A 21,353-nucleotide genomic window follows, 5' to 3' on the forward strand; every position below is an offset into this window, starting at 1 on the left:
TTTCCCTGGCAGGCGATTAATGCAACGACGGTTTGGCAGCCGCCGGCTCGGCAGGTTTCTTGGTTTCAGTGAACAGCAACAGCGGCGCAACGCGCAGGTACTCCATGACTTCCATGTAGTCGCTTTCGCCGTCGTCGGACTCTTCCAGGGCATCTTGCACTTGAGCAATGGCGGCCAGATCCTGAAGGACCTCGGTCGCTTCAGTGCTCAGCGCGTTGTCGCGGTAGGTCAGGCCGAAGCCGGCGAGGAAGCCCTGGCACCATTGGCCCAGCGCGGCGGCGCGGTCCGCCAGCGGTGCGTCGTCGGTTGGCAACAGCAGAACGACGGTCATGTCGTCGCCGGTCAACTCACCCTTGACCATCTCTTGCAGGCCGATCAGGGCGTTGCGAACGTTGTCTTGTGGCTCGCCTTCGAGCAGCTCGGCGGCGTCGGCCAACCAGCTGTCGGCTTCGAAGCCGGCACCGGCGCAACTGCGGCCGAGCAACAAGCCATGCAGTTCGGCAGGCGAGACGGAATGGCCGCTGGTGTTCAGCAGGGTGGTGAAGGCTTGGTACGGGGAATTCTGAATGGGCATGGGCAGCTAGGCGCCAGACGGCGCTATGTCTAGAATGAAGGCCTTGTATCCTACATCGACAGACTCGCCAAGACTATTAAAGGCTGTCCTGCAGCTACCCACCATCAGACACAAATTCAGTGGACATAATGGAAGACACCGATCTGCAAGCACTGATGGCCAGACTCGAGCTGTTAATTAGCCGGGTCGAGCAACTAAAGAGTCAAAACGGACTCCTATTAGCTCAGGAAAAGACCTGGCGCGAGGAACGCGCTCACCTCATTGAAAAAAACGAAATCGCCCGGCGTAAGGTCGAATCGATGATTTCGCGCCTCAAGGCCCTGGAGCAAGACTCATGAGTTCAAGCAATAGCGTTACCGTGCAGATCCTCGACAAAGAATATTCGATCATCTGCCCCCAGGAAGAGCGCAGCAACCTGGTGAGTGCCGCCCGTTACCTGGACGGCAAGATGCGCGAAATCCGCAGCAGCGGCAAAGTCATCGGCGCCGACCGCATCGCCGTAATGGCCGCGCTGAACATCACCCACGATCTGCTGCACAAGGAAGAACGGCCGGACGTCCAGGCCAACGGCTCGACCCGTGAGCAGGTTCGCGACCTGCTGGACCGTGTCGATCTGGTGCTCGCGACTGATCCGGACGTCACCAAGGGCTGATTCGTGGAACCGCTTGGGGTATACTCGCGTCACTCCCTGGGGTGCTTGCCAGTTGACGATGTCCCTGAGCCGATTCGCACTACCCTGGAGGTTGCACGTTGGGCTGGTGTGCATGTCCGCTAGACGGAAAGCCTTAAAGCCTACTGCATCTTCCACCTTGAACTTTCGGGTTCAAGGGCTAAGTCAGCAGCGGTTCATCCGGGGAGCCTGATTCCAGTCCGATGCCGGTTTAAATACCGGCATCGGCTTTTTTACGAGTACGCTTTGTGTACCCGCCCCGCGAGCCCGAATTCATGACCGAACCTGCGCTGCTTCCCCGCCCGCAACTTCGACGCATGCTGCGCAAGGCCCGCCGCGCACTGACACCCAGTCAGCAGCGCCAGGCCGCTCGCGGGCTATACAAGCAATTGGCCCAGCACCCGCTGTTTCGCCGCGCCAGACACATCTCTCTCTATTTACCCACCGACGGCGAAATCGACCCGCGTCTGCTGCTGCGTGCTGCACAACGCCGGGGCAAAGCCACCTACCTGCCGGTGCTCAGCGCCTGGCCACGAACCAAAATGGTGTTCCAGCGCATTCGACCGGGCGAAAAGCTCAAGCCCAACCGTTTCCGCATTCTGGAGCCGCAAGCCAACCTCGGCCGGCAACGCAAGGTTTGGGCATTGGACCTGGTGTTGCTGCCATTGGTCGGGTTTGACGATGTGGGTGGGCGTTTGGGAATGGGCGGGGGTTCTATGACCGCAGCCTGGCGTACCTGGCGCGACGCAAAACCTGGCGCAAGCCGACACTGTTGGGGCTGGCCCATGAATGTCAGAAGGTCGAACGATTGGCTCAAGCGAGCTGGGATGTGCCGTTGCAAGGAACGGTGACCGACAGGGCGTGGTATTTCGCGGGCTTCTCACTGTAGGAGCAAAGCTTGCTCGCGATAGCGGTCTTTCAGGCACATGGATGTTGAATATGCCGCCGTCATCGCGAGCAAGCTTTGCTCCTACGGGTGCGGCGTCCAGCAGACAGGTTCAGCGCTTGAAGGCCGACGGCTGCAGTTGGTGTTGTTGCTGCTGCGCGATCTCGATCGGCGCGTCGGTCTTGTTGTTCCACAGGCTTTGGGCATAGCCGGTGGTCACGACGCCGAGGCCAAACAAAATAACCAAAATCCATAGTAAATCCGGTTTGCGTTTCATCGATTGCCCCCAAAGGCATATCAACACGATGACAGCAGCGGTTTCCGTTGTAGGCCGTGCAGCAGCGTCAAGCTTAGAAGGCCGGCATTTTGCGGCAACGTGAAGCGACACGCAAACACTGGCGTCAACCGACCGTCGGTTTGTCATAAAATCGCCAGACAACTTGCCCAATCACTTCGCAAGGAGCAAAACCCATGGCCTATTGGCTGATGAAATCCGAGCCCGACGAACTCTCGATCAAAGATTTGGCGAAGCTTGGCAACGCGCGCTGGGACGGGGTTCGCAACTATCAGGCGCGCAATTTCTTGCGGGCCATGGCGGTCGGCGATGAGTTTTTCTTCTATCACTCCAGTTGCCCGGTGCCCGGAATTGCCGGGATTGGCAAGATTATCGAAGCCGCGTACCCCGACCCGACGGCCCTTGAGCCTGAAAGCCATTACTACGATCCGAAGGCTACTCAGGAGAAAAACGCCTGGAGCGCCATCGATGTGGCCCACGTCGAAACGTTCGCCAACGTCCTGAAGCTCGATCACCTGAAACAGCAAACCGCACTGGCTGAAATGCCGCTGGTGCAGAAAGGCTCGCGCCTGTCGGTGATGCCCGTCACCGCCGAGCAATGGGCGGCGGTGCTCGCTTTACGCTAAATAAAGCAGAACCACCCGGTCATCCTCCTTCCTCCGCGCAATCAGGTTACGCTTGGCCCCCTGTAGGAGCTGCCGAAGGCTGCGATCTTTGATCTTGATCTTGATCTTCATCGCCAAAGATCAAAAGATCAAAAGATCAAAAGATCAAAAGATCAAAAGATCGCAGCCTGCGGCAGCTCCTACGGGTTATTCACCCGCATGGAACTCTATGCAAGTTGACTGGCATCAAACCGCCCCGGCGCTCGACCAGCCAGACTAGGACGCAACAGCCGCAGGATGCCCGCATGTCTACGCACAGTCGCTCTTCGATTTTGTTCGCCAGCTCTTTGATGGTTTTGCTGCTGGGCGCCGGTGGTTTCGGTTACTGGAAGTCGATGCATGACCGTCTGCCCGAAGGCTTGTATGTCGGTAACGGCCGCCTCGAAGCCACCGAAGTGCAGATCGCCAGCAAAACGCCGGGGCGACTGGCTGAAGTGCTGGTCGATGAAGGCGACAAGGTCAGCAAGGGCCAGCTACTCGCCCGCATGGACACCCGCACCCTCGAAGCCCAGCGCAACCAGGCTGAAGCCGAAGTGCTGCGCGCCCGGAAAACCTCTCCGCCGCCCAGGCCAACGTGCAACTGCGCCAAAGCGAACAACTGCTCGCGCAACAGGAACTCAAGCGCTCCCAGGAACTGTTCAAACACGGTTTCGTCAGTGGCCAGATCATCGATCAACAACAAGCGCGTCTCGACACCGGCAGCGCGGCGGTCGCAGCATCCCGGCCCAGGTCTCGGCCGTCGGCGCGGCGATTGGTGCGGCGCAAGCCCAGGTCGCAATGCTGACCAGCGAAATCGATGACAGCAGCTTGCGCGCGCCGATCGACGGGGTGATCCAGTTGCGCATGGCCGAACCCGGCGAAGTACTCGGCGCGGGCGGACGGGTGCTGTTGTTGATCGACCCTAACGACCAGTACATGAACCTTTACCTCCCGGCCTCGGTGACCGGGCGCGTGGCGGTGGGCGATGAAGCGCGAATTTTGCTCGACGCCTTGCCCGATCACCCGCTACCGGCAAAAATCAGCTTTGTTGCGGGCAAATCGCAGTTCACCCCCAAAGAAGTCGAGACCCGCGATGAACGCCAGAAACTGGTGTTCCGCGTCAAACTGCGGCTGACCGACCCAAGCGCCCTGCCCCAGGCCAAGCCGGGCATGCCCGGCGCCGGTTACGTGCGCACCGCTCCTATTGGCTGGCCGGCCAACCTGCAATGACCGGCCTGGCGCTGCAAGCGACCGGCATCCATCACCGTTACGGTAAACAGCAGGCGCTGAGCGATATCACGTTCAGCCTGCCCGCTGGCACACGCTGCGGACTGATCGGGCCGGATGGCGCCGGCAAGTCGAGCCTGTTGGGGCTGATCGCCGGGGTGAAAACCCTGCAACAAGGTCAGTTGGAAGTGTTGGGCGGCTCGATCCAGGATCGCCGCCATCGCAATAGCCTTTACCCGCGCATCGCCTTCATGCCCCAGGGCTTGGGCGGCAACCTGTATCCCGAATTATCGATCAGCGAGAACATCCTTTTTTTCGCCACGCTGTTCGGCCTGTCGAATGCCGAATGCAATCAGCGCATGCACAGCCTGCTGCTGGCCACCGACCTGCTGCGCTTTGCCGATCGCCCGGCCGGTAAACTCTCGGGGGGCATGAAGCAGAAGCTCGGACTCTGCTGCGCGCTGATCCATGAACCGGACCTGCTGATCCTCGACGAACCGACCACGGGCGTCGATCCCTTGTCCCGACGGCGCTTCTGGGAACTGGTCGACGATGTACGCCGCCAGCGTCCGCAACTGACGCTGCTGGTCGCCACTGCCTACATGGAAGAAGCAGAGCAATTCGAACACTGCCTGATGCTCGACGGCGGCAAACTCATCGCCACGGGCCTGAGCAGCGAACTGGGCGCTGCGACCCCCAACGGCAAACTCGACGAAGCGTTCACCCACTTTCAGGGCGACAGCGGCCACGACAACCAGCCACTGGTGATTCCACCGCAGACCGGGGCCAATACTGATATCGCCATCGAAGCCCACGACCTGACATTGCGCTTCGGCGACTTCACCGCTGTGGACAAGGTCAGCTTCGCCATCGGACGCGGAGAGATTTTCGGTTTTCTCGGTTCCAACGGCTGCGGCAAAACCACCACCATGAAAGTCCTCACCGGACTGATGCCGGCCAGCGAAGGTAGCGCCACGTTGCTGGGCAACCCGGTGAACGCCAAGGACCTGGCCACCCGCAAACGGGTCGGTTTCATGTCCCAGAGCTTCTCGCTGTATGGCGAACTGAGCGTGCGGCAAAACCTCGACCTGCATGCCCGGTTGTTCGACTTGCCCAAGGCTGACAGTGCCCGGCGGATCGATGAACTGATCCAGCGTTTCAACCTGGGCGGCGTCGCCGATCAACAGTCCGGCGCCCTGCCCTTGGGTCTGCGCCAACGATTGTCCCTGGCCGTGGCGGTACTGCATCGCCCGGAAGTGCTGATCCTCGATGAACCGACCTCCGGCGTCGACCCGGCAGCGCGGGATGACTTTTGGCGATTGCTGATCGAGTTGTCCCGCGACCAGGGCGTGACGATCTTCCTCTCCACTCACTTCATGAACGAAGCCCAGCGCTGCGACCGCATTTCGCTGATGCACGCCGGCAAGGTGCTGGCCTGCGACACGCCGACGGCGCTGCAACAGCAATTCAAGGGCGAAACGCTGGAAGCGGCGTTCGTCACTTGCCTGGAACAGGCCCAAGGTCCGGCAGAAACACCAATGCCCGCTGCTCCCGCCGACGCACCTGTCACGCCCGCCGCACCGATGAAGGAGCGCGGCTTCAGCATCGGCCGCCTGGTAGCGGTGGCCAGTCGCGAAGGCAAGGAGTTGCTGCGTGACAAGGTGCGGATGGCGTTCGCCCTGCTCGGGGCGATTTTCATGATGGTGATCTTCGGCTACGGCATCTCACTGGATGTGGAAAAACTCGCCTTCGCCGTGTTCGACCAGGACCAGACACCGCAAAGCCGTACCTATCTTGAGGCCTTCCGCAGCTCGCGTTACTTCGCTGAACAAGCACCGATCCGCGACAGCAAAGAGCTGCATCGACGCCTTCAGCGCTCGGAAATCAAACTGGCACTGGAAATACCTCCGGGCTTTGGCCGTGACCTGTACGCCGGACGCCAACCTACCGTGGCGGCGTGGCTGGATGGCGGCATGCCGTTTCGGGCCGAGACCAGCCGCAACTATGTGGAGGCGGTGCATCAGGGGAATATCGAGCAATTGGCCGAGCGGAGCAGCGCCGCGCTGAACCATCAGGCGGCGGCCAAACTGGAAACCCGATTCCGCTATAACCAGGACGTGGTCAGCGTGAATGCCATTGGCCCCGGAGTGATGGCGCTGATCCTCGCCTTCATCCCGGCCATGCTCACCGCGCTGGGGATCGTGCGGGAGAAGGAGCTGGGTTCGATCACCAACTTCTACGCCACTCCGCTGACCCGACTGGAATTCCTGCTGGGTAAACAGGCGCCATATCTGGCCATCAGCCTGGTCAACCTCGCGGTACTGGTAGCGATGAACCGCTGGCTGTTCGGCGTGCCGTTCAAGGGCAGCGGCGTGACCCTGGCCTTCGGCGGATTGCTCTACGTACTGGCCACCACCAGCATGGGCCTGCTGATCTCGGCGTTCACCCGGACCCAGATCGCCGCGATCCTCGGCACCATGATCATCACCAGCCTGCCGACCATCCAGTTTTCCGGGCTGATCGTGCCGCGCTCGTCCCTCGAAGGCGCGGCGGCGGTGATGGGCATGCTGTTTCCGGCCGGGTACTTTCTCGACATCGCGGTCGGCACCTTCACCAAAGCGCTGGACCTGCGACAGTTATGGCCGCAATGCCTGGCGCTGTTCGGGTTCTTTCTCGGGTTCACCGGGCTCAGCCTGGTCATGCTTAAAAGCAGGAGGCCTGATGCACAAGCTTGCGCATATCTTGCGACTCGGCCTCAAGGAACTGACCAGCCTGCGCCATGACAGCGTGTTGCTGCTGTTTCTGTTCTATGCCTTTACCGTGGCGATCTACATGCCGGCCGCCGGCTCGGTGATTGGCGTGCACAACGCCAGCGTGGCGGTGGTGGATGAAGATCATAGCCACTTATCGCGGCAATTGGCCCAGGCCCTGCAACCGCCGGAGTTCCAGCACCCGGTATTGCTGCCGTACGGGCAACTCGATCAGGTCATGGACAGCGGCCAGTACACGTTCGTGATCAATGTGCCGGCGAATTTCCAGACGGACTTGCTGGCCGGTCGTCAACCCGCGGTGCAGGTCAACGTCGATGCCACGGCGATGAGCCAGGCGTTTATGGGCGCGGGTTACATCGGGCGGATTTTCCAGCGTGAACTGCTGACCTACAGCGGCCAGAACGATCCCGCCAGCCAAGCGCCGGCGCTGCTGACCACACGCTCGCTGTTCAATACAAATCTGGAGGGTGGCTGGTTCCTGGCGGTGATCCAGATCGTCAACAACATCACCATCCTCGCCATCATCCTGACCGGCACGGCGCTGCTGCGCGAGCGCGAACATGGCACCCTCGATCATTTGCTGGTGCTGCCGCTGACGGCGCTGGAAATCATGCTGGCGAAAATCTGGAGCAACATGCTGGTGGTGGTGCTGTGCACCTGGATCTCGCTGGAGGTGATCGTCAAAGGTGCGCTAGGCGTACCGCTGGCCGGCTCCATGACCCTGTTTTTGCTGGTGACTGCGGTTTATCTGTTCGCCAGTACGGCGTTGGGGATATTTCTGGCGACCCTGGCCCGCTCGACGCCGCAGTTCGGCTTGCTGGCGATTCCGGTGATTATCCCGATGTTGCTGCTGTCCGGTGGCAGCACGCCGCTCGACAGCATGCCGCAATGGTTGCAATGGGTGATGCAGGGTTCGCCGTCGACGCATTTCGTCAGCCTCAGCGCCGCGATTTTGTTTCGCGACGCCGGGTTGAGCGTGGTCTGGCCGGACTTGCTGGCGCTGACCGGCATAGGGCTGGTGTTCTTTGCGATTGCGCTGATGCGGTTTCGCAAGAGTCTGGCGTCCTGAAGGACCGAGTCGCCCCCTTCGCGAGCAAGCCCGCTCCCACATTGGTTTTGTGAACGCCACAGATCCAATGTGGGAGCGGGCTTGCTCGCGAAGAGGCCCGCCCAGACAGCACAAGTCTTATTGAATGATCAGGTTATTGAACAACAGATCCTCAACCACCGGCTTGCCGGTTTCGTCGTTCATCACTTGCTGGGTCTGTTTCAGGGCTTCCTGACGCAGCTTTTCCTTGCCATCGATGCTGTTCATCGCCTCGGTGGTTTGCTGGGTGAACAACGCCACCAGCTGGTTGCGAATCAACGGCTCGTTGGCCTTGACCGCTTTGATCGACTCTTCACCAGTGACTCGCAGCGCCACGTCAGCCTTGAAGACTTTCAACTTCGGCGTGCCGTCCAGTCCATAGTTGCCCACGAACGGCGGACTCAGGGTGATGTAGCTGACTTTCGGCGCCTCGCCTTCTTTGGCGGCTTCTTCGGCCATGGCTGCCATAGGCAGAGACAGGGCCAGCATCAACATGATCCACGCTTTCACAATTCGCTCCTTATCCGGTTTGCGGCCTAGCATAACGACCCGCCACGCAAGCACAAGCTTATGGCTGACTATCAGGGCCGGGCATGCTCGTTGACCCAATGACTCACACACCTACACTTATCGGCCATCACTCCCAAAGGAATAGCCCTGATGAAAGCCGTGCTATGCAAAGCCTTCGGCCCCGCCGAATCGCTGGTGCTGGAAGAGGTCGCCAGTCCTGTCGCGAAGAAGAACGAAATCCTGCTGGACGTGCACGCCGCCGGGGTCAATTTCCCGGACACGCTGATCATCGAGGGCAAATACCAGTTCAAGCCGCCCTTCCCGTTCTCGCCGGGCGGCGAAGCGGCGGGCGTGGTCAGCGCGGTAGGCGAGAAGGTCAGCCACCTCAAGGTCGGTGACCGGGTCATGGCCCTGACCGGTTGGGGCAGTTTTGCCGAACAGGTCGCCGTGCCGGGCTACAACGTGCTGCCCATCCCGCCGTCGATGGACTTCAACACTGCCGCCGCGTTCAGCATGACCTACGGCACCTCGATGCACGCGCTCAAGCAACGCGCCAACCTGCAACCGGGTGAAACCCTACTGGTGCTCGGCGCGTCCGGCGGTGTCGGCCTGGCCGCCGTGGAAATCGGCAAAGCCATGGGCGCCCGGGTGATCGCGGCGGCCAGCAGCGCCGAAAAACTCGCCGTGGCCAAGGCCGCGGGCGCCGATGAGCTGATCAACTACAGCGAAACCAGCCTCAAGGACGAAATCAAACGCTTGACCGACGGCCAGGGCGCCGACGTGATCTACGACCCGGTCGGCGGCGACCTGTTCGACCAGGCCGTGCGCGCCATCGCCTGGAACGGCCGCTTGCTGGTGGTCGGCTTCGCCAGCGGGCGGATTCCCGAATTCCCGGTGAACCTCGCCCTGCTCAAAGGCGCGGCGGTGGTCGGGGTGTTCTGGGGCTCGTTTGCCCAACGCCAGCCGCAAGACAACGCGGCGAACTTCCAGCAGTTGTTTGGCTGGTTTGCCGAAGGCAAGCTGAAGCCACTGGTGTCGCAGGTGTATCCGTTGGGCGAGGCGGCGCAGGCGATTAATGATCTTGGCCAGCGCAGGGCGGTCGGGAAAGTGGTGGTGCAGGTTCGTTGAATCCGTGAAGCGGTCTGGAAGGCAAAAACTGTTAGCCGGATCGCTCCCTCTTTTTTAAATGAATGAAGGACATTTCCCAAAGCCTCGTCCTATTCCGGATTAGAAAACCGCGCAGAGGCTCATCAGTAATCTTTCCGACACAGCCCTACACTTACACCTGAGCGACATGTTCATAAAGGAACACTCGAACTCGCACATTTCCGCTGTTTTGCCAATGCGAACCGGTGCTATTTTCGGTAACGAAACTGTAACATTCGCATCCGCAGTCAAAACAAGAAATTTGGAGCTCTTGAATGTTTGCTTTCTTTCGACCTGCCGTCCATCAGGCTCCCTTGCCTGAAGAACAAATAGACGACACCTACAAACGCCTTCGCTGGCAAATCTTCGCCGGTATTTTCATTGGCTATGCGGGTTACTACCTGCTGCGCAAGAACTTCTCGCTGGCGATCCCGGATCTGATCACCCAAGGCTACACAAAGGGCCAGCTAGGGGTCGCTATGTCGGCGATTGCAATCGCCTATGGCCTGTCCAAGTTCCTGATGGGGCTGGTCTCGGACCGCTCCAACCCGCGCTACTTTCTGCCCTTCGGACTGCTGGTGTCCGCTGCGGTGATGTTCGTCTTCGGTTTCGCACCTTGGGCAACGTCCAGTGTGACCATGATGTTCGCGCTGCTGTTTATCAACGGCTGGGCGCAAGGCATGGGATGGCCGCCGAGTGGCCGAACCATGGTGCACTGGTGGTCGCAGAAAGAACGCGGTCGCGTGGTTTCCGTATGGAATACCGCACACAACGTCGGTGGTGGACTGGTCAGTCTGCTGGCGATGGTCGGCATGTGGATGTTCGGCGAGTGGCATAGCGTGTTCTATGTGCCTGCGGGCGTGGCCGTCGTCGTGGCTATTTATGCGTTCTTCGCGATGCGTGACACGCCGCAGTCAGTTGGCCTGCCGCCGATCGAGAAGTACAGGAATGACTATCCGCCGGGCTACGATGCCAGCCATGAGCAGGAATTCAGCGTCAAAGAAATCTTCGTCAAATACGTGCTGCGCAACAAAATGCTCTGGTTCATCGCACTGGCCAACGTCTTCGTCTACTTACTGCGCTACGGCATCCTCGACTGGGCGCCGACTTACCTCAAAGAGGTGAAGCACTTCGACTTCGACAAGACGTCGTGGGCGTATTTCCTGTACGAGTGGGCAGGCATTCCGGGCACGCTGCTGTGCGGCTGGATGTCGGACAAGATCTTCCGCGGCAACCGTGGCCTGACCGGCATGGTGTTCATGGCGTTGGTGACGGTTGCAACGATCGTGTATTGGCTGAATCCACCGGGCAATCCGATGATCGACATGATCTCGCTGTTCGCGATCGGCTTCCTGATCTACGGTCCGGTGATGCTGGTTGGCTTGCAAGCGCTGGAACTGGTACCGAAGAAAGCCGCCGGCACAGCAGCTGGTTTTACTGGCCTGTTCGGTTACTTGGGGGGTTCAGTCGCGGCCAGTGCCCTGATGGGCTACACCGTGGACTACTTCGGCTGGGATGGCGGCTTCATCCTGTTGGTGGCCGCTTGTTTGCTGGCGATGGCATTCTTGGCGCCCACTCTGGGGCACAAACAAATCGCCAGTCAGACCCGCGAAGAAGCGATCGCCTGATCAGACTTTGATTTGCAGCGCTTGAGCCGCGCCTCCAGATTCCGGTCTGGCATGGCGTGGCTACGCAAGGCGTTGGCGGTCTGCTCGACATAATCGCGAGTGGTGCCGTAACGCCCGCAGGCGCTTTCGAATACCTGGCGCAGTACGTGATCCGGCAAGTTGCCGGCATAGCTGGGCAGGTGCCGCTCCAAAACGAACCCCAATGCTTGAACCTGGCTTCCATCCTCAAGACGGCAGTTAAGCCAGTGTGGGCGGTAGGAAGGGAATGGCATTTCGCGTTGCCACAAGGCGTAAAGCGAGGCTTCGAGTTGTTCTTCAGGCAAGCGATAGGCGAAACCGCTGCAGGAGCCGCCACGATCCAGGCCAAACACCAGACCCGGTACTTCCGGCGTGCCGCGGTGTTCGTGGGACCACAGGTACAATCCGCGGTGGTAGCCATGAACCCGACCACGTACGCGCTCCACCGCCGCGCATTCAGGGCGCCAGATCAGCGAGCCGTACGCGAACAGCCAGACCGGCCCACCCTTGTGGCGCGCCATGGTCGATTGCATCGAGCTGAGCAATTGTTCGTGCGTAAGCTGCGGCCCCAGATCGAGCCGCGGAGGGTAAGCCAGATTCAGAAAAGCAGATTCGATGGCTGTCATGGTGGAAGTGTTCGGCCCCACAAGTATTACAAGATGTAAGCAATATTCGCTTCATAGAACATATAGCAGTAACCGTAAAACGAAAAGTGCTAAAGGATGTATGACAGTTGTGATACCAACAAATAGTGCTTATCACTGCCAGCGTTACGTTTTATATAGCCTAATACCATTTTGGAAATGTCTTAAATACCTGAATGACATATGCATAAGCATTCGATTCATTCAGCTTCCATTCATGAAGGCCAAGGAAATTTCCTACTAAACTCTCGGACTTTCCACCTTTTCCATTGTCAGACGCCCACGTATAACGGCCTCTTTCAGGCGCAAGCCATCTGCTTAACAGGGCTCCATGATGAAAAAACCAGGGCGTTACGCCATGTTGTTAATGATCCAGGCCGGCCTCGCCGTGGCGCAGGATGACGCGCAACAAGACAAGGGCTTCTGGTATGCACAGACCAGCGTCTATACCAAACATTACTCGCCGGATCCCGAGCACAATAACAATCAGGACCTGATTGGCATTGAACGTAACGAAGCGTCCGGCTGGGTATTTGGCGGGGCGACGTTTCGCAACTCTTTCAGTCAGCGTTCGTACTATGCCTATGCGGGCAAGCGTTATGAGAGCGCCGATTATCCGGTGTATGTGAAGTTGACTGGCGGATTGCTCCAAGGCTACAGCGGCGACTACAAGGACAAGATCCCGCTCAATCACTTCGGCGTGGCGCCGGTGATCATTCCATCCATTGGCGCTCACTACGGCCCGTTGGCCCCCGAGCTGGTGTTTCTCGGCGCCAACGCGGCAATGGTGACTACGGGTGTGCGTTTCTAGAAAGAACGGCTTGCTGACCTAAGATTGCGGATCTTGATCAATGATCAATGATCAAGATCGCGGATCAAGATCGCGGCGCGTACGCAAACACGTCGGCGCGCATCTGATGAGCATCCATCCCCGCGTCAACCAGGGCGTCCAGCGTGCCGTAGACCATGGCCGGAGAGCCGCTGGCGTAGACATGCAGAGGCTTCAGATCGGCGAAGTCTTCGCACACGGCTTCATGCAGCATGCCGCAGCGCCCTTCCCAACCACATTGATCGCTGACGACTTTATGCAGGAATAGATTGGGCAGTTTCAGCCATTCGTCCCAATGCTCGATTTCATAAAAATCTTCAGGACGGCGAACGCCCCAATACAGATGCACCGGATGCTTGAAGCCGGTGGCGCGGCAATGTTCGATCAGGCTGTGAATCTGGCCCATGCCAGTGCCCGCAGCGATCAGCACCAACGGCCCGTCCGGCAGTTCAGCCAGGTGGGTATCGCCGAATGGCATCTCGATCCGCACCATGGCATTGCGTCGCAGCTGTTCGATCAGGCTCAACGCACTGCTTTCACGCGCCAGTACGTGGATCTCCAGGTCACGCCCACCATGGGGTGCGGAGGCCAGGGAGAACGCAGACTTCTCACCGTTCTCGCGCTCGATCATCAAGTACTGACCGGCGTGATAGCGCGGCGGCTTGCCGGCCGGCGCCCGCAGGCGAACCCGCCAGGTATCGCCGCCGACATCCCTGCACTCAATGACCTGACACGACAAGCTGCGCACCGGCAGTTCTCCCAGCGCGAGCACGCCATCCCACAGCACAATGCAGTCTTCCAGCGGCTCTGCTATGCAAGTGTAGAACTCGCCATGGTCGCGCACATTGCCCGCCTGTTCCACCCGTCCTTCTACCAGCAGCGCCGCGCAGACATGGCAATTGCCGTTGCGACAGCTTTGTGGGCATTCGTAGCCCAGGCGCCGCGCGCCATCGAGAATCCGCTCGCCGGGCAATATCTCAAGCACTGCTCCGGAGGGCTGCAAAGTTACACGCATCAATCTATTCCTAACTGATTCCAGATGGCATCGATCCGTTGGGTAACGGCGTCATCCTTGACGATTACCCGGCCCCACTCGCGAGTGGTTTCGCCGGGCCATTTATGCGTGGCATCGAGCCCCATCTTCGACCCCAGGCCGGAAACCGGCGAGGCGAAGTCCAGGTAGTCGATCGGCGTATTGTCGATCATCACCGTGTCGCGCTTAGGGTCCATGCGCGTGGTGATGGCCCAGATCACGTCGTTCCAGTCTCGCGCGTTGATATCGTCGTCAGTGACGATAACGAACTTGGTGTACATGAACTGTCGCAAAAACGACCAGACACCGAGCATTACCCGCTTGGCGTGGCCCGGATACGACTTCTTCATGGTCACGATGGCCATGCGGTACGAGCAGCCCTCGGGCGGCAGGTAGAAGTCGGTGATCTCCGGGAACTGCTTCTGCAGGATCGGCACGAACACTTCGTTCAGCGCCACACCGAGAATCGCCGGCTCATCCGGTGGACGGCCGGTGTAGGTGCTGTGGTAGATCGGCTTGATCCGGTGGGTGATGCGCTCGACGGTGAACACCGGGAAGCTGTCGACTTCGTTGTAATAGCCGGTGTGGTCGCCGTATGGGCCTTCGTCAGCCATTTCGCCCGGATGGATCACGCCTTCGAGGATGATCTCGGCGGTGGCCGGCACTTGCAGATCATTGCCACGGCACTTCACCAGTTCGGTGCGGTTGCCGCGCAGCAGACCGGCGAAGGCGTATTCGGAGAGGCTGTCCGGCACCGGCGTCACTGCACCGAGGATAGTCGCCGGGTCAGCGCCCAACGCCACGGACACCGGGAACGGCTGGCCGGGGTGCTTCTCGCACCACTCACGATAATCCAGCGCGCCACCACGGTGACTCAGCCAGCGCATGATGACCTTGTTGCGGCCAATGACTTGCTGACGGTAGATCCCGAGGTTCTGGCGGTCCTTGTTCGGGCCTTTGGTGACGGTCAGGCCCCAGGTGATCAGCGGGCCGACGTCACCGGGCCAACAGGTCTGCACCGGCAGCATCGCCAGGTCGACGTCATCACCTTCGATGACCACTTCCTGGCAAACCGCGTCTTTGACGACTTTCGGCGCCATGGCGATGATCTTGCGGAAGATCGGCAGCTTGGACCAGGCATCCTTCAAGCCCTTCGGCGGCTCGGGTTCCTTGAGGAACGCCAGCAGCTTGCCGATCTCGCGCAACTCGCTGACCGCCTCGGCCCCCATGCCCATGGCCACCCGTTCAGGGGTGCCGAACAGGTTGCCGAGTACCGGGATGTCGTAGCCGGTAGGGTTCTCGAACAGCAGCGCCGGGCCTTTGGCCCGCAGCGTGCGATCACAGACCTCGGTCATCTCCAGCACTGGAGAGACAGGGATCTGGATGCGTTTCAACTCTCCGCGCTGCTCAAGCTGCTGCACGAAATCCCGAAGATCCTTGAATTTCATTGATGATGGCACCCGTAAAATAGGCGTACATCCTACCTGCTCTGCCGGCCGCTGGCAGCTTATCGCTGCTTACTTGGCCGCATTCACGTTGCCATTGCCAAGGGTTGCCTGGGCTTGCAGGTGCTTGAACAGCGGCTCAAGTACCGGTGCAACGAACCGCGCGCCGATCTCCGACAGGTGATTGTCGTCGGTATACAGCGAATGGCCGTTGAGCTCCACCCGGCACAGGCCCGATGAATCACACAACGCCGGGGCCGGATCGACCACGGTCACGCCCGAATTCGCGGCCGCAATTTGCGCGAACAACTGGCTGATGAACGCCTGGCGCTTGAAGTGCTCCGTCACCGCCAGGCCCACATCATCGGTCGGACGATGCAACATCGCCAATCGGCTGAGGCGGTAAGGCGGGCTGAACGGCTGCAGCGGCACTTCCTTGACCAGCCAGACACTATGGCCGCCGTCCCGCAGCTTTCGCACTGTTGCCCGTAATCCTTCGGCCAGTCGTTGTTCGACGCCGGCTCTTTCATAACGACCACTGGAATTCCTCAGCGCGTGCCCGAGATCGCCTTTCGCATCGCCATACAGATAGAGGCTCCAGCGCGCGACCAGCACCACATCGCCCACCGATTGCGGCTTCAAGGCCTGCTCGACCCGGCGATTGAATCGGGCACACGTTTGATCGAACTCCAGACCTTCAACCGGAAGGCAGCCGGGGGAACTGGCAAGGATCACGCTGACGCCATGCTTTTGCGCCCCATCATCGAACACCGGGATCAGCGCCGTGGCATGACTGTCACCCCAGACCAACGCCTTTGAAGCGGTTGGCGCTTGAGCCCCGTAGTGACAGAAGAGCTTGTCGTCAGGGGTTTTATCATTGGCCAGGCAGCGCATCAGTTCCGACCGCCATTCCTTCCCTTTGGCGTACTGCAAGGCTTGATCAGGCAAGCGCCAGGGTAAGCCATCGGTCCAGCGCAGCGTTTGACCGGCCAGACCCAGCACCAGCACGCCGACACCTGCCGCCAGCAATATCTGCCGACGCCCCGCCAACAACCGCCGCTCGCGAAACGGCGTTTCGACGAAGCGCCATGACAGGTACCCCAGCACCAGGCTGAGCAGAATCAAGCCTGAGATATCAAACAGACCAGGCTCATCAACGCTGGCATAGCTGGAGAACACAAAGACCGGCCAATGCCACAGGTACCAGGAATAGGAAATCAGCCCGAGCCCCACCAGTACACGGCTGGCAAGCAGCCCACCGACCAGGGTTTGCCGATGGCCGTTGGCCCAGATCAGCGCAACCACGCCCAATGCCGGCAATAGCGCCGCTGCGCCAGGGAATGGCGTGCTTTTGTCGTAGCAGAACACCGCCAGCAGAATCAGCCCGAAGCCGCCCAGGCTGACAATTTGAGCGCCCATTGGTGTCAGGCGCCACTTGCCTTTGGGCATAACCGCCAGCATGGCGCCGGCCAACAATTCCCAGGCACGCATCGGCAACAGGAAAAAGCCTTTTCCGGGTGATGCGTCACGGCCCAGACGCCGAGCCCGAACGACACCAGCAACACACCGAACAGCGCCAGCCGCCAATACTTGAGGCGACTCGACAAAACCGTCAGCAGCAGCGGAAAGACAATGTAGAACTGCTCTTCAACCGCCAGCGACCAAGTGTGCAGCAACGGCTTGAGGTCGGAGGCCACATCGAAATAACCCTCCTGGCGCATGAACAGGAGGTTGGACACGAACATCACCTGATAGCGCACCGAGCGCCCCAGTTCCTCGTAATCCTTGGGGGCCAGCAGGAACCAGCCCACCGCCAGCACCGCGATGATCATAACAAACAGCGCCGGCAGGATCCGCCGGGCACGCCGGGCCCAGAAATCGACAAAGCTGAAACGCCCGGCCTGCCGCTGGTTCCAGATGATCGAGGTGATCAGGAAACCGGAAATCACGAAAAAGATGTCCACACCGACGAAGCCGCCGGAGAAGCCAGGAATACCAAAATGAAACAGCACGACAGCAATCACAGCGATTGCGCGCAAGCCGTCGATATCCCTTCGATAAGCAAGAGAGCTCATAAACAACAAGGCCAGTCAGTTGAAAGTTTTTGGGGCGCATGCCCATTTCGTTTCTGTACTGACCAACCGTAGTCGCAAACCTCCCCTTTTTTTGCAAAAAATGGCGTCCCGAAGGACGCCATTTTTAGCGGTTAAAAAACCGTCTTACTTACGCTTCATCGACAAGAAGAACTCGTCGTTGGTCTTGGTCGTTTTCAGCTTGTCGACCAGGAACTCGATGGCAGCGATTTCGTCCATCGGGTGCAGCAGCTTGCGCAGGATCCACATGCGCTGCAACTCGTCGTCGGCCGTCAGCAACTCTTCGCGGCGGGTACCGGAACGGTTGATATTGATGGCCGGGAAGACGCGTTTTTCAGCGATACGACGGTCCAGAGGCAGTTCCATGTTGCCGGTGCCTTTGAATTCTTCGTAGATCACTTCGTCCATCTTCGAGCCGGTTTCAACCAGCGCGGTGGCGATGATGGTCAGCGAGCCGCCTTCTTCGATGTTCCGTGCAGCGCCGAAGAAACGTTTCGGTTTCTCCAGGGCGTGGGCATCGACACCACCGGTCAGAACCTTGCCGGAGCTCGGGATCACGGTGTTGTAGGCGCGAGCCAGACGGGTGATGGAGTCGAGCAGGATCACCACGTCTTTCTTGTGTTCGACCAGGCGCTTGGCCTTCTCGATCACCATTTCGGCAACCTGCACGTGGCGGGTTGGCGGCTCGTCGAACGTCGAGGCAACCACTTCGCCGCGCACGGTGCGCTGCATTTCGGTTACTTCTTCCGGACGCTCATCGATCAACAATACGATCAGGTGAACTTCAGGGTTGTTACGCGCAATGTTGGCCGCGATGTTCTGCAGCATGATCGTTTTACCGGCTTTCGGCGGTGCAACGATCAGACCGCGCTGGCCTTTGCCGATCGGGGCGCACAGGTCGATGACACGACCGGTCAAGTCTTCGGTGGAACCGTTGCCGGCCTCCATCTTCATGCGCACGGTCGGGAACAGCGGGGTCAGGTTCTCGAAGAGAATCTTGTTTTTCGCGTTCTCGGGACGATCGTAGTTGATCGTGTCGACCTTGAGCAGCGCGAAATAACGCTCGCCTTCCTTTGGAGGGCGGATCTTGCCAACGATGGTGTCACCGGTGCGCAAGTTGAAGCGACGGATCTGGCTCGGCGAGACGTAGATATCGTCCGGGCCGGCGAGATAGGAAGCGTCAGCGGAGCGCAGGAAGCCGAAGCCGTCCTGGAGAATCTCCAGCACGCCATCACCGGAGATTTCCTCGCCGCTTTTCGCGTGCTTTTTGAGCAGGGAGAAAATCACGTCCTGCTTGCGCGAACGGGCCATATTTTCTATGCCCATCTGTTCGGCCAATTCGAGCAGTTCGGTAATCGGCTTTTGCTTGAGTTCAGTCAGATTCATATAGGAATGACGTAATCATTTATGGAGGGGGGGAAATTAAGCTTTTGGCTTAATGAGGCCGCGCCGCAGAGAAGGCGACAGGATCGCGTACTTATTCGAAAAGGAGTGCGTCGGCGACGGCTAGCAGGGGGCAGTGGAGAAACCAGTGCGGGGCCGAATGTACCACCTGAGTTTCGGAGCGTCTAGCCCTGAATACGCAAAAAGCCCCGCAATTTGCGGGGCTTTTTAATACAACGTCGCCGACTTAGATGTTGGCGTCGAGGAATGCAGCCAGTTGCGACTTGGACAGTGCGCCAACCTTGGTAGCTTCAACGTTGCCGTTCTTGAACAGCATCAGCGTCGGGATACCACGCACGCCGTGCTTGGCCGGGGTTTCCTGGTTTTCGTCGATGTTCAGTTTGGCAATGGTCAGCTTGCCAGCGTAGGTGCCAGCAATTTCGTCCAGAACCGGGGCGATCATTTTGCAAGGGCCACACCACTCAGCCCAGTAGTCAACGAGCACAGGGCCGGCAGCCTTAAGTACTTCTTCTTCGAAGTTAGCGTCGGTGACGTGCTTGATAAGATCGCTGCTCATGGATGTCTCCGGGGTTGTAAGCAAAAAAAAACGTGGCCCATCATAGCTGCCCTTCCCTCGTTCAGGAAGGTGCAGATGATTGAGTCTCGCTATGGTGGCGCATGAGTTTGGGTATAGCTCAAGTCACGAGGTGACGGGAGCGACGAAGGCGATTCCGGTGCGCAGTGCGGCATTGCGCACATGTTCCTGCATGGCCTTCTGCGCCGCACCGGACGCCCGGCGCGCCAATGCGCGGAGGATTTTGCGGTGTTCCTGCCAGGTTTCCATGGCCCGCTCGGCCCGGATGAACGGTAACTTCTGGCTCTCCAGAAAGATCTCGGCGCTGGCGGTCAGGATGCTCAACATCGCCTGATTACCGCTGGCCAGCAGGATGCGCCGATGAAATTCGAAGTCCAGCCGCGCCGCGGCATCGAAGTCGCAGGCCTTTAATTCGTTGCGCATCGCGGCGACGTTATCTTCCAGGGCATCGAGCTCATCAGTGCTCAAGGTTACGGCAGCCAACCCTGCGGCGAACCCTTCCAGGGCATAGCGCAACTGGAATATATCCAGCGGCGAAGCCTGGGACGCAAATGACCAACTCAGCGCCCCATCGCCGCACGGCAAATCCACCGGCGCCTGGACGAAAACGCCCTTGCCCGGCTGGATACTGATCACGCCCAGCGCACTCAGGGACGACAACGCCTCGCGAAGCGACGCCCGGCTAACCCCCAATTGCACCGCCAAATCCCGTTGCGAAGGCAAGACATCCCCCGGCCCGAAGCCCTGTTCGGTAATCAGTTTGCGGATGGCTTGCAGCGCCACTTCAGGTACGGCGCGAGAGATCGAGTTCATGGTTTTTCAGACGAACCAGGCCAATGAGCGGCTAGTTGTAAAGCTATTCGCGGCGCCCGGCAAGTCGTGCCCCACCGGGGTTCGGTGATCAAAGGCAATGCGCTTTCGAGGTGCGAAATGCGACCTGACTGTTCAGACCAGTAAGACCGACCAACACCAGTAAAACCGCGGCCTGCCACCCGCAAAGCCCAATGTTGGCATGGCCCGTGCTCTGTCGAATCGCAGAAATCACTTCTCGCCGATTCGGAGATTTGCCATGACCCAGCGTTACAGCGCCCTCCTCGCCGCCCTGTTTGCCAGCCTGATGCTGAGCCAGGCACCCGCCCACGCCGACAGCCTGGAGGATGTGGTCAAGCGCGGCACCCTCAAGGTCGCCGTACCGCAGGACTTCCCGCCATTTGGCTCGATTGGCCCGGACATGAAACCACGTGGCCTGGATATCGACACCGCCAGGCTGCTGGCTGACCGGCTCAAGGTCAAACTCGAACTGACCCCGGTCAACAGCACCAACCGCATCCCGTTCCTGACCACTGGCAAGGTCGACCTGGTGATTTCCAGCCTCGGCAAAAACCCCGAGCGTGAGAAAGTCATCGACTTCTCCAGTGCCTACGCGCCGTTCTACCTCGCCGTGTTCGGCCCGCCAGACGCCGCTATCAAGACCCTGGACGACCTCAAGGGTAAAACCATCAGCGTCACCCGGGGCGCCATCGAAGACATCGAGCTGACCAAAGTCGCCCCTGAAGGCGTGACCATCAAGCGCTTCGAAGACAACAACTCGACGATCGCCGCCTACCTTGCCGGCCAGGTTGACCTGATCGCCAGCGGCAACGTGGTCATGGTGACCATCAGCGAACGCAACCCGAAACGTATTCCGGCGCTGAAAGTGAAGCTCAAGGATTCGCCGGTCTACGTCGGCGTGAACAAGAACGAACCGGCGCTGCTGGACAGGGTCAACCAGATCCTCGCTACCGCCAAAACCGACGGTTCACTGGAGAAAAACTCCCGGACCTGGCTCAAAGAGCCGCTGCCGGCCGATCTCTGATCGCCAGCCGGGAGACTCAA

17 protein-coding genes, 1 other RNA gene and 4 pseudogenes are annotated in these 21,353 nt (G+C 59.6%); 12 read left to right on the top strand and 10 right to left on the bottom strand.

The window, feature by feature from the left end:
- Nucleotides 1-16: 16 nt before the first annotated feature.
- Nucleotides 17-574 (bottom strand): YecA/YgfB family protein, encoded by a 558-nt coding sequence (locus JFV26_RS05015; RefSeq protein ID WP_201190288.1) that lies wholly within the window; start codon nt 572-574, stop codon nt 17-19.
- A gap of 128 nt (nt 575-702) precedes the next feature.
- Between JFV26_RS05015 and JFV26_RS05020 the strand changes: the two genes are divergently transcribed.
- The 4 genes and pseudogenes from JFV26_RS05020 to JFV26_RS05035 all read left to right on the top strand — a co-directional run bounded on the left by JFV26_RS05020 (nt 703) and on the right by JFV26_RS05035 (nt 2,133).
- Nucleotides 703-912 (top strand): TIGR02449 family protein, encoded by a 210-nt coding sequence (locus JFV26_RS05020; protein WP_007942437.1) that lies wholly within the window; start codon nt 703-705, stop codon nt 910-912.
- Nucleotides 909-1,226, top strand: a complete 318-nt coding sequence (locus tag JFV26_RS05025) for a cell division protein ZapA (protein ID WP_201190290.1) — start codon at nt 909-911, stop codon at nt 1,224-1,226. The genes JFV26_RS05020 and JFV26_RS05025 overlap by 4 nt, the downstream gene beginning before the upstream one ends.
- Before the next feature lie 30 nt (nt 1,227-1,256).
- Nucleotides 1,257-1,435: non-coding RNA, 6S RNA (gene ssrS, locus JFV26_RS05030), on the top strand.
- 84 nt (nt 1,436-1,519) lie between these two features.
- Nucleotides 1,520-2,133: pseudogene (locus JFV26_RS05035) on the top strand (5-formyltetrahydrofolate cyclo-ligase).
- A 109-nt stretch (nt 2,134-2,242) separates the two neighbouring features.
- Here the strand turns inward: JFV26_RS05035 and JFV26_RS05040 are convergent.
- A complete protein-coding gene (locus tag JFV26_RS05040) occupies nt 2,243-2,407 on the bottom strand; it encodes a hypothetical protein (RefSeq protein WP_201190292.1) in 165 nt (54 codons plus the stop codon).
- 194 nt (nt 2,408-2,601) lie between these two features.
- Here JFV26_RS05040 and JFV26_RS05045 point away from each other — a divergent pair, with 194 nt between their 5' ends.
- From JFV26_RS05045 to JFV26_RS05060, 4 genes and pseudogenes are all read left to right on the top strand, one after another.
- Entirely contained in the window at nt 2,602-3,051 is a 450-nt protein-coding gene (locus tag JFV26_RS05045; RefSeq protein ID WP_201190300.1) for an EVE domain-containing protein, read from the top strand.
- Between the two features lie 284 nt (nt 3,052-3,335).
- Nucleotides 3,336-4,299 (top strand): annotated as a pseudogene (locus JFV26_RS05050) (HlyD family secretion protein).
- A pseudogene (gene rbbA, locus JFV26_RS05055) lies at nt 4,296-7,010 on the top strand (ribosome-associated ATPase/putative transporter RbbA); the annotation flags it as partial. The pseudogenes JFV26_RS05050 and rbbA, both read left to right, overlap by 4 nt.
- Nucleotides 7,011-7,017: 7 nt before the next feature.
- Nucleotides 7,018-8,136, top strand: coding sequence for an ABC transporter permease (locus JFV26_RS05060; RefSeq protein WP_201190302.1), 1,119 nt, complete (start codon nt 7,018-7,020; stop codon nt 8,134-8,136).
- 117 nt (nt 8,137-8,253) lie between these two features.
- Here JFV26_RS05060 and JFV26_RS05065 read toward each other — a convergent pair whose 3' ends face one another.
- Nucleotides 8,254-8,664 carry a flagellar basal body-associated FliL family protein gene (locus JFV26_RS05065; protein ID WP_201190304.1) on the bottom strand — a complete coding sequence of 137 codons (411 nt, stop codon included), beginning with the start codon at nt 8,662-8,664 and terminating at the stop codon, nt 8,254-8,256.
- Nucleotides 8,665-8,814: 150 nt separating this feature from the next.
- Here JFV26_RS05065 and JFV26_RS05070 point away from each other — a divergent pair, with 150 nt between their 5' ends.
- Together JFV26_RS05070 and glpT are read left to right on the top strand one after the other, a co-directional pair.
- A complete protein-coding gene (locus JFV26_RS05070; RefSeq protein ID WP_201190306.1) occupies nt 8,815-9,792 on the top strand; it encodes an NADPH:quinone oxidoreductase family protein in 978 nt (325 codons plus the stop codon).
- A gap of 293 nt (nt 9,793-10,085) precedes the next feature.
- Nucleotides 10,086-11,438 carry a glycerol-3-phosphate transporter gene (glpT, locus tag JFV26_RS05075; RefSeq protein ID WP_201190308.1) on the top strand — a complete coding sequence of 451 codons (1,353 nt, stop codon included), beginning with the start codon at nt 10,086-10,088 and terminating at the stop codon, nt 11,436-11,438.
- Here the strand turns inward: glpT and JFV26_RS05080 are convergent.
- A complete protein-coding gene (locus JFV26_RS05080) occupies nt 11,411-12,082 on the bottom strand; it encodes a gamma-glutamylcyclotransferase (protein ID WP_201190315.1) in 672 nt (223 codons plus the stop codon). The genes glpT and JFV26_RS05080 overlap by 28 nt on opposite strands.
- Nucleotides 12,083-12,434: 352 nt before the next feature.
- Between JFV26_RS05080 and JFV26_RS05085 the strand changes: the two genes are divergently transcribed.
- Nucleotides 12,435-12,911 (top strand): sn-glycerol-3-phosphate transporter, encoded by a 477-nt coding sequence (locus JFV26_RS05085; protein WP_201190682.1) that lies wholly within the window; start codon nt 12,435-12,437, stop codon nt 12,909-12,911.
- Between the two features lie 64 nt (nt 12,912-12,975).
- Here the strand turns inward: JFV26_RS05085 and JFV26_RS05090 are convergent, their stop codons facing one another.
- The 6 genes and pseudogenes from JFV26_RS05090 to JFV26_RS05115 all read right to left on the bottom strand — a co-directional run bounded on the left by JFV26_RS05090 (nt 12,976) and on the right by JFV26_RS05115 (nt 20,291).
- Nucleotides 12,976-13,944 (bottom strand): CDP-6-deoxy-delta-3,4-glucoseen reductase, encoded by a 969-nt coding sequence (locus JFV26_RS05090; protein ID WP_201190317.1) that lies wholly within the window; start codon nt 13,942-13,944, stop codon nt 12,976-12,978.
- Nucleotides 13,944-15,410 (bottom strand): 4-hydroxy-3-polyprenylbenzoate decarboxylase, encoded by a 1,467-nt coding sequence (gene ubiD, locus JFV26_RS05095; protein ID WP_007942423.1) that lies wholly within the window; start codon nt 15,408-15,410, stop codon nt 13,944-13,946. Before ubiD ends, JFV26_RS05090 begins: the two co-directional genes overlap by 1 nt.
- 69 nt (nt 15,411-15,479) lie before the next feature.
- Nucleotides 15,480-17,482 (bottom strand): annotated as a pseudogene (locus JFV26_RS05100) (acyltransferase family protein).
- Between the two features lie 144 nt (nt 17,483-17,626).
- Nucleotides 17,627-18,886 carry a transcription termination factor Rho gene (gene rho, locus JFV26_RS05105; protein WP_007942421.1) on the bottom strand — a complete coding sequence of 420 codons (1,260 nt, stop codon included), beginning with the start codon at nt 18,884-18,886 and terminating at the stop codon, nt 17,627-17,629.
- Nucleotides 18,887-19,130: 244 nt separating this feature from the next.
- On the bottom strand, nt 19,131-19,460 hold the full coding sequence (trxA, locus tag JFV26_RS05110) for a thioredoxin TrxA (protein ID WP_201190319.1): 330 nt from the start codon (nt 19,458-19,460) through the stop codon (nt 19,131-19,133).
- Between the two features lie 123 nt (nt 19,461-19,583).
- The gene (locus tag JFV26_RS05115) at nt 19,584-20,291 is read right to left on the bottom strand and encodes a FadR/GntR family transcriptional regulator (protein ID WP_201190321.1); all 708 of its coding nucleotides are present in this window, start codon (nt 20,289-20,291) and stop codon (nt 19,584-19,586) included.
- Between the two features lie 256 nt (nt 20,292-20,547).
- Between JFV26_RS05115 and JFV26_RS05120 the strand changes: the two genes are divergently transcribed.
- Entirely contained in the window at nt 20,548-21,333 is a 786-nt protein-coding gene (locus JFV26_RS05120; RefSeq protein WP_201190323.1) for a transporter substrate-binding domain-containing protein, read from the top strand.
- The last annotated feature ends 20 nt before the right edge of the window (nt 21,334-21,353 follow it).

Source organism: Pseudomonas sp. TH31, assembly GCF_016650815.1.
GTDB lineage: Bacteria > Pseudomonadota > Gammaproteobacteria > Pseudomonadales > Pseudomonadaceae > Aquipseudomonas.

Excerpts from the sequence above, each read along its gene's own strand:
- JFV26_RS05015 (WP_201190288.1), bottom strand. The coding sequence starts at position 574 with ATGCCCATTCAGAATTCCCCGTACCAAGCCTTCACCACCCTGCTGAAC.
- JFV26_RS05040 (WP_201190292.1), bottom strand. The coding sequence starts at position 2,407 with ATGAAACGCAAACCGGATTTACTATGGATTTTGGTTATTTTGTTTGGC.
- trxA (WP_201190319.1), bottom strand. The coding sequence starts at position 19,460 with ATGAGCAGCGATCTTATCAAGCACGTCACCGACGCTAACTTCGAAGAA.
- JFV26_RS05020 (WP_007942437.1), top strand. The coding sequence starts at position 703 with ATGGAAGACACCGATCTGCAAGCACTGATGGCCAGACTCGAGCTGTTA.
- JFV26_RS05090 (WP_201190317.1), bottom strand. The coding sequence starts at position 13,944 with ATGCGTGTAACTTTGCAGCCCTCCGGAGCAGTGCTTGAGATATTGCCC.
- JFV26_RS05080 (WP_201190315.1), bottom strand. The coding sequence starts at position 12,082 with ATGACAGCCATCGAATCTGCTTTTCTGAATCTGGCTTACCCTCCGCGG.
- JFV26_RS05060 (WP_201190302.1), top strand. The coding sequence starts at position 7,018 with ATGCACAAGCTTGCGCATATCTTGCGACTCGGCCTCAAGGAACTGACC.
- JFV26_RS05070 (WP_201190306.1), top strand. The coding sequence starts at position 8,815 with ATGAAAGCCGTGCTATGCAAAGCCTTCGGCCCCGCCGAATCGCTGGTG.
- glpT (WP_201190308.1), top strand. The coding sequence starts at position 10,086 with ATGTTTGCTTTCTTTCGACCTGCCGTCCATCAGGCTCCCTTGCCTGAA.
- JFV26_RS05025 (WP_201190290.1), top strand. The coding sequence starts at position 909 with ATGAGTTCAAGCAATAGCGTTACCGTGCAGATCCTCGACAAAGAATAT.
- JFV26_RS05045 (WP_201190300.1), top strand. The coding sequence starts at position 2,602 with ATGGCCTATTGGCTGATGAAATCCGAGCCCGACGAACTCTCGATCAAA.
- JFV26_RS05120 (WP_201190323.1), top strand. The coding sequence starts at position 20,548 with ATGACCCAGCGTTACAGCGCCCTCCTCGCCGCCCTGTTTGCCAGCCTG.
- JFV26_RS05115 (WP_201190321.1), bottom strand. The coding sequence starts at position 20,291 with ATGAACTCGATCTCTCGCGCCGTACCTGAAGTGGCGCTGCAAGCCATC.
- ubiD (WP_007942423.1), bottom strand. The coding sequence starts at position 15,410 with ATGAAATTCAAGGATCTTCGGGATTTCGTGCAGCAGCTTGAGCAGCGC.
- rho (WP_007942421.1), bottom strand. The coding sequence starts at position 18,886 with ATGAATCTGACTGAACTCAAGCAAAAGCCGATTACCGAACTGCTCGAA.
- JFV26_RS05085 (WP_201190682.1), top strand. The coding sequence starts at position 12,435 with ATGAAAAAACCAGGGCGTTACGCCATGTTGTTAATGATCCAGGCCGGC.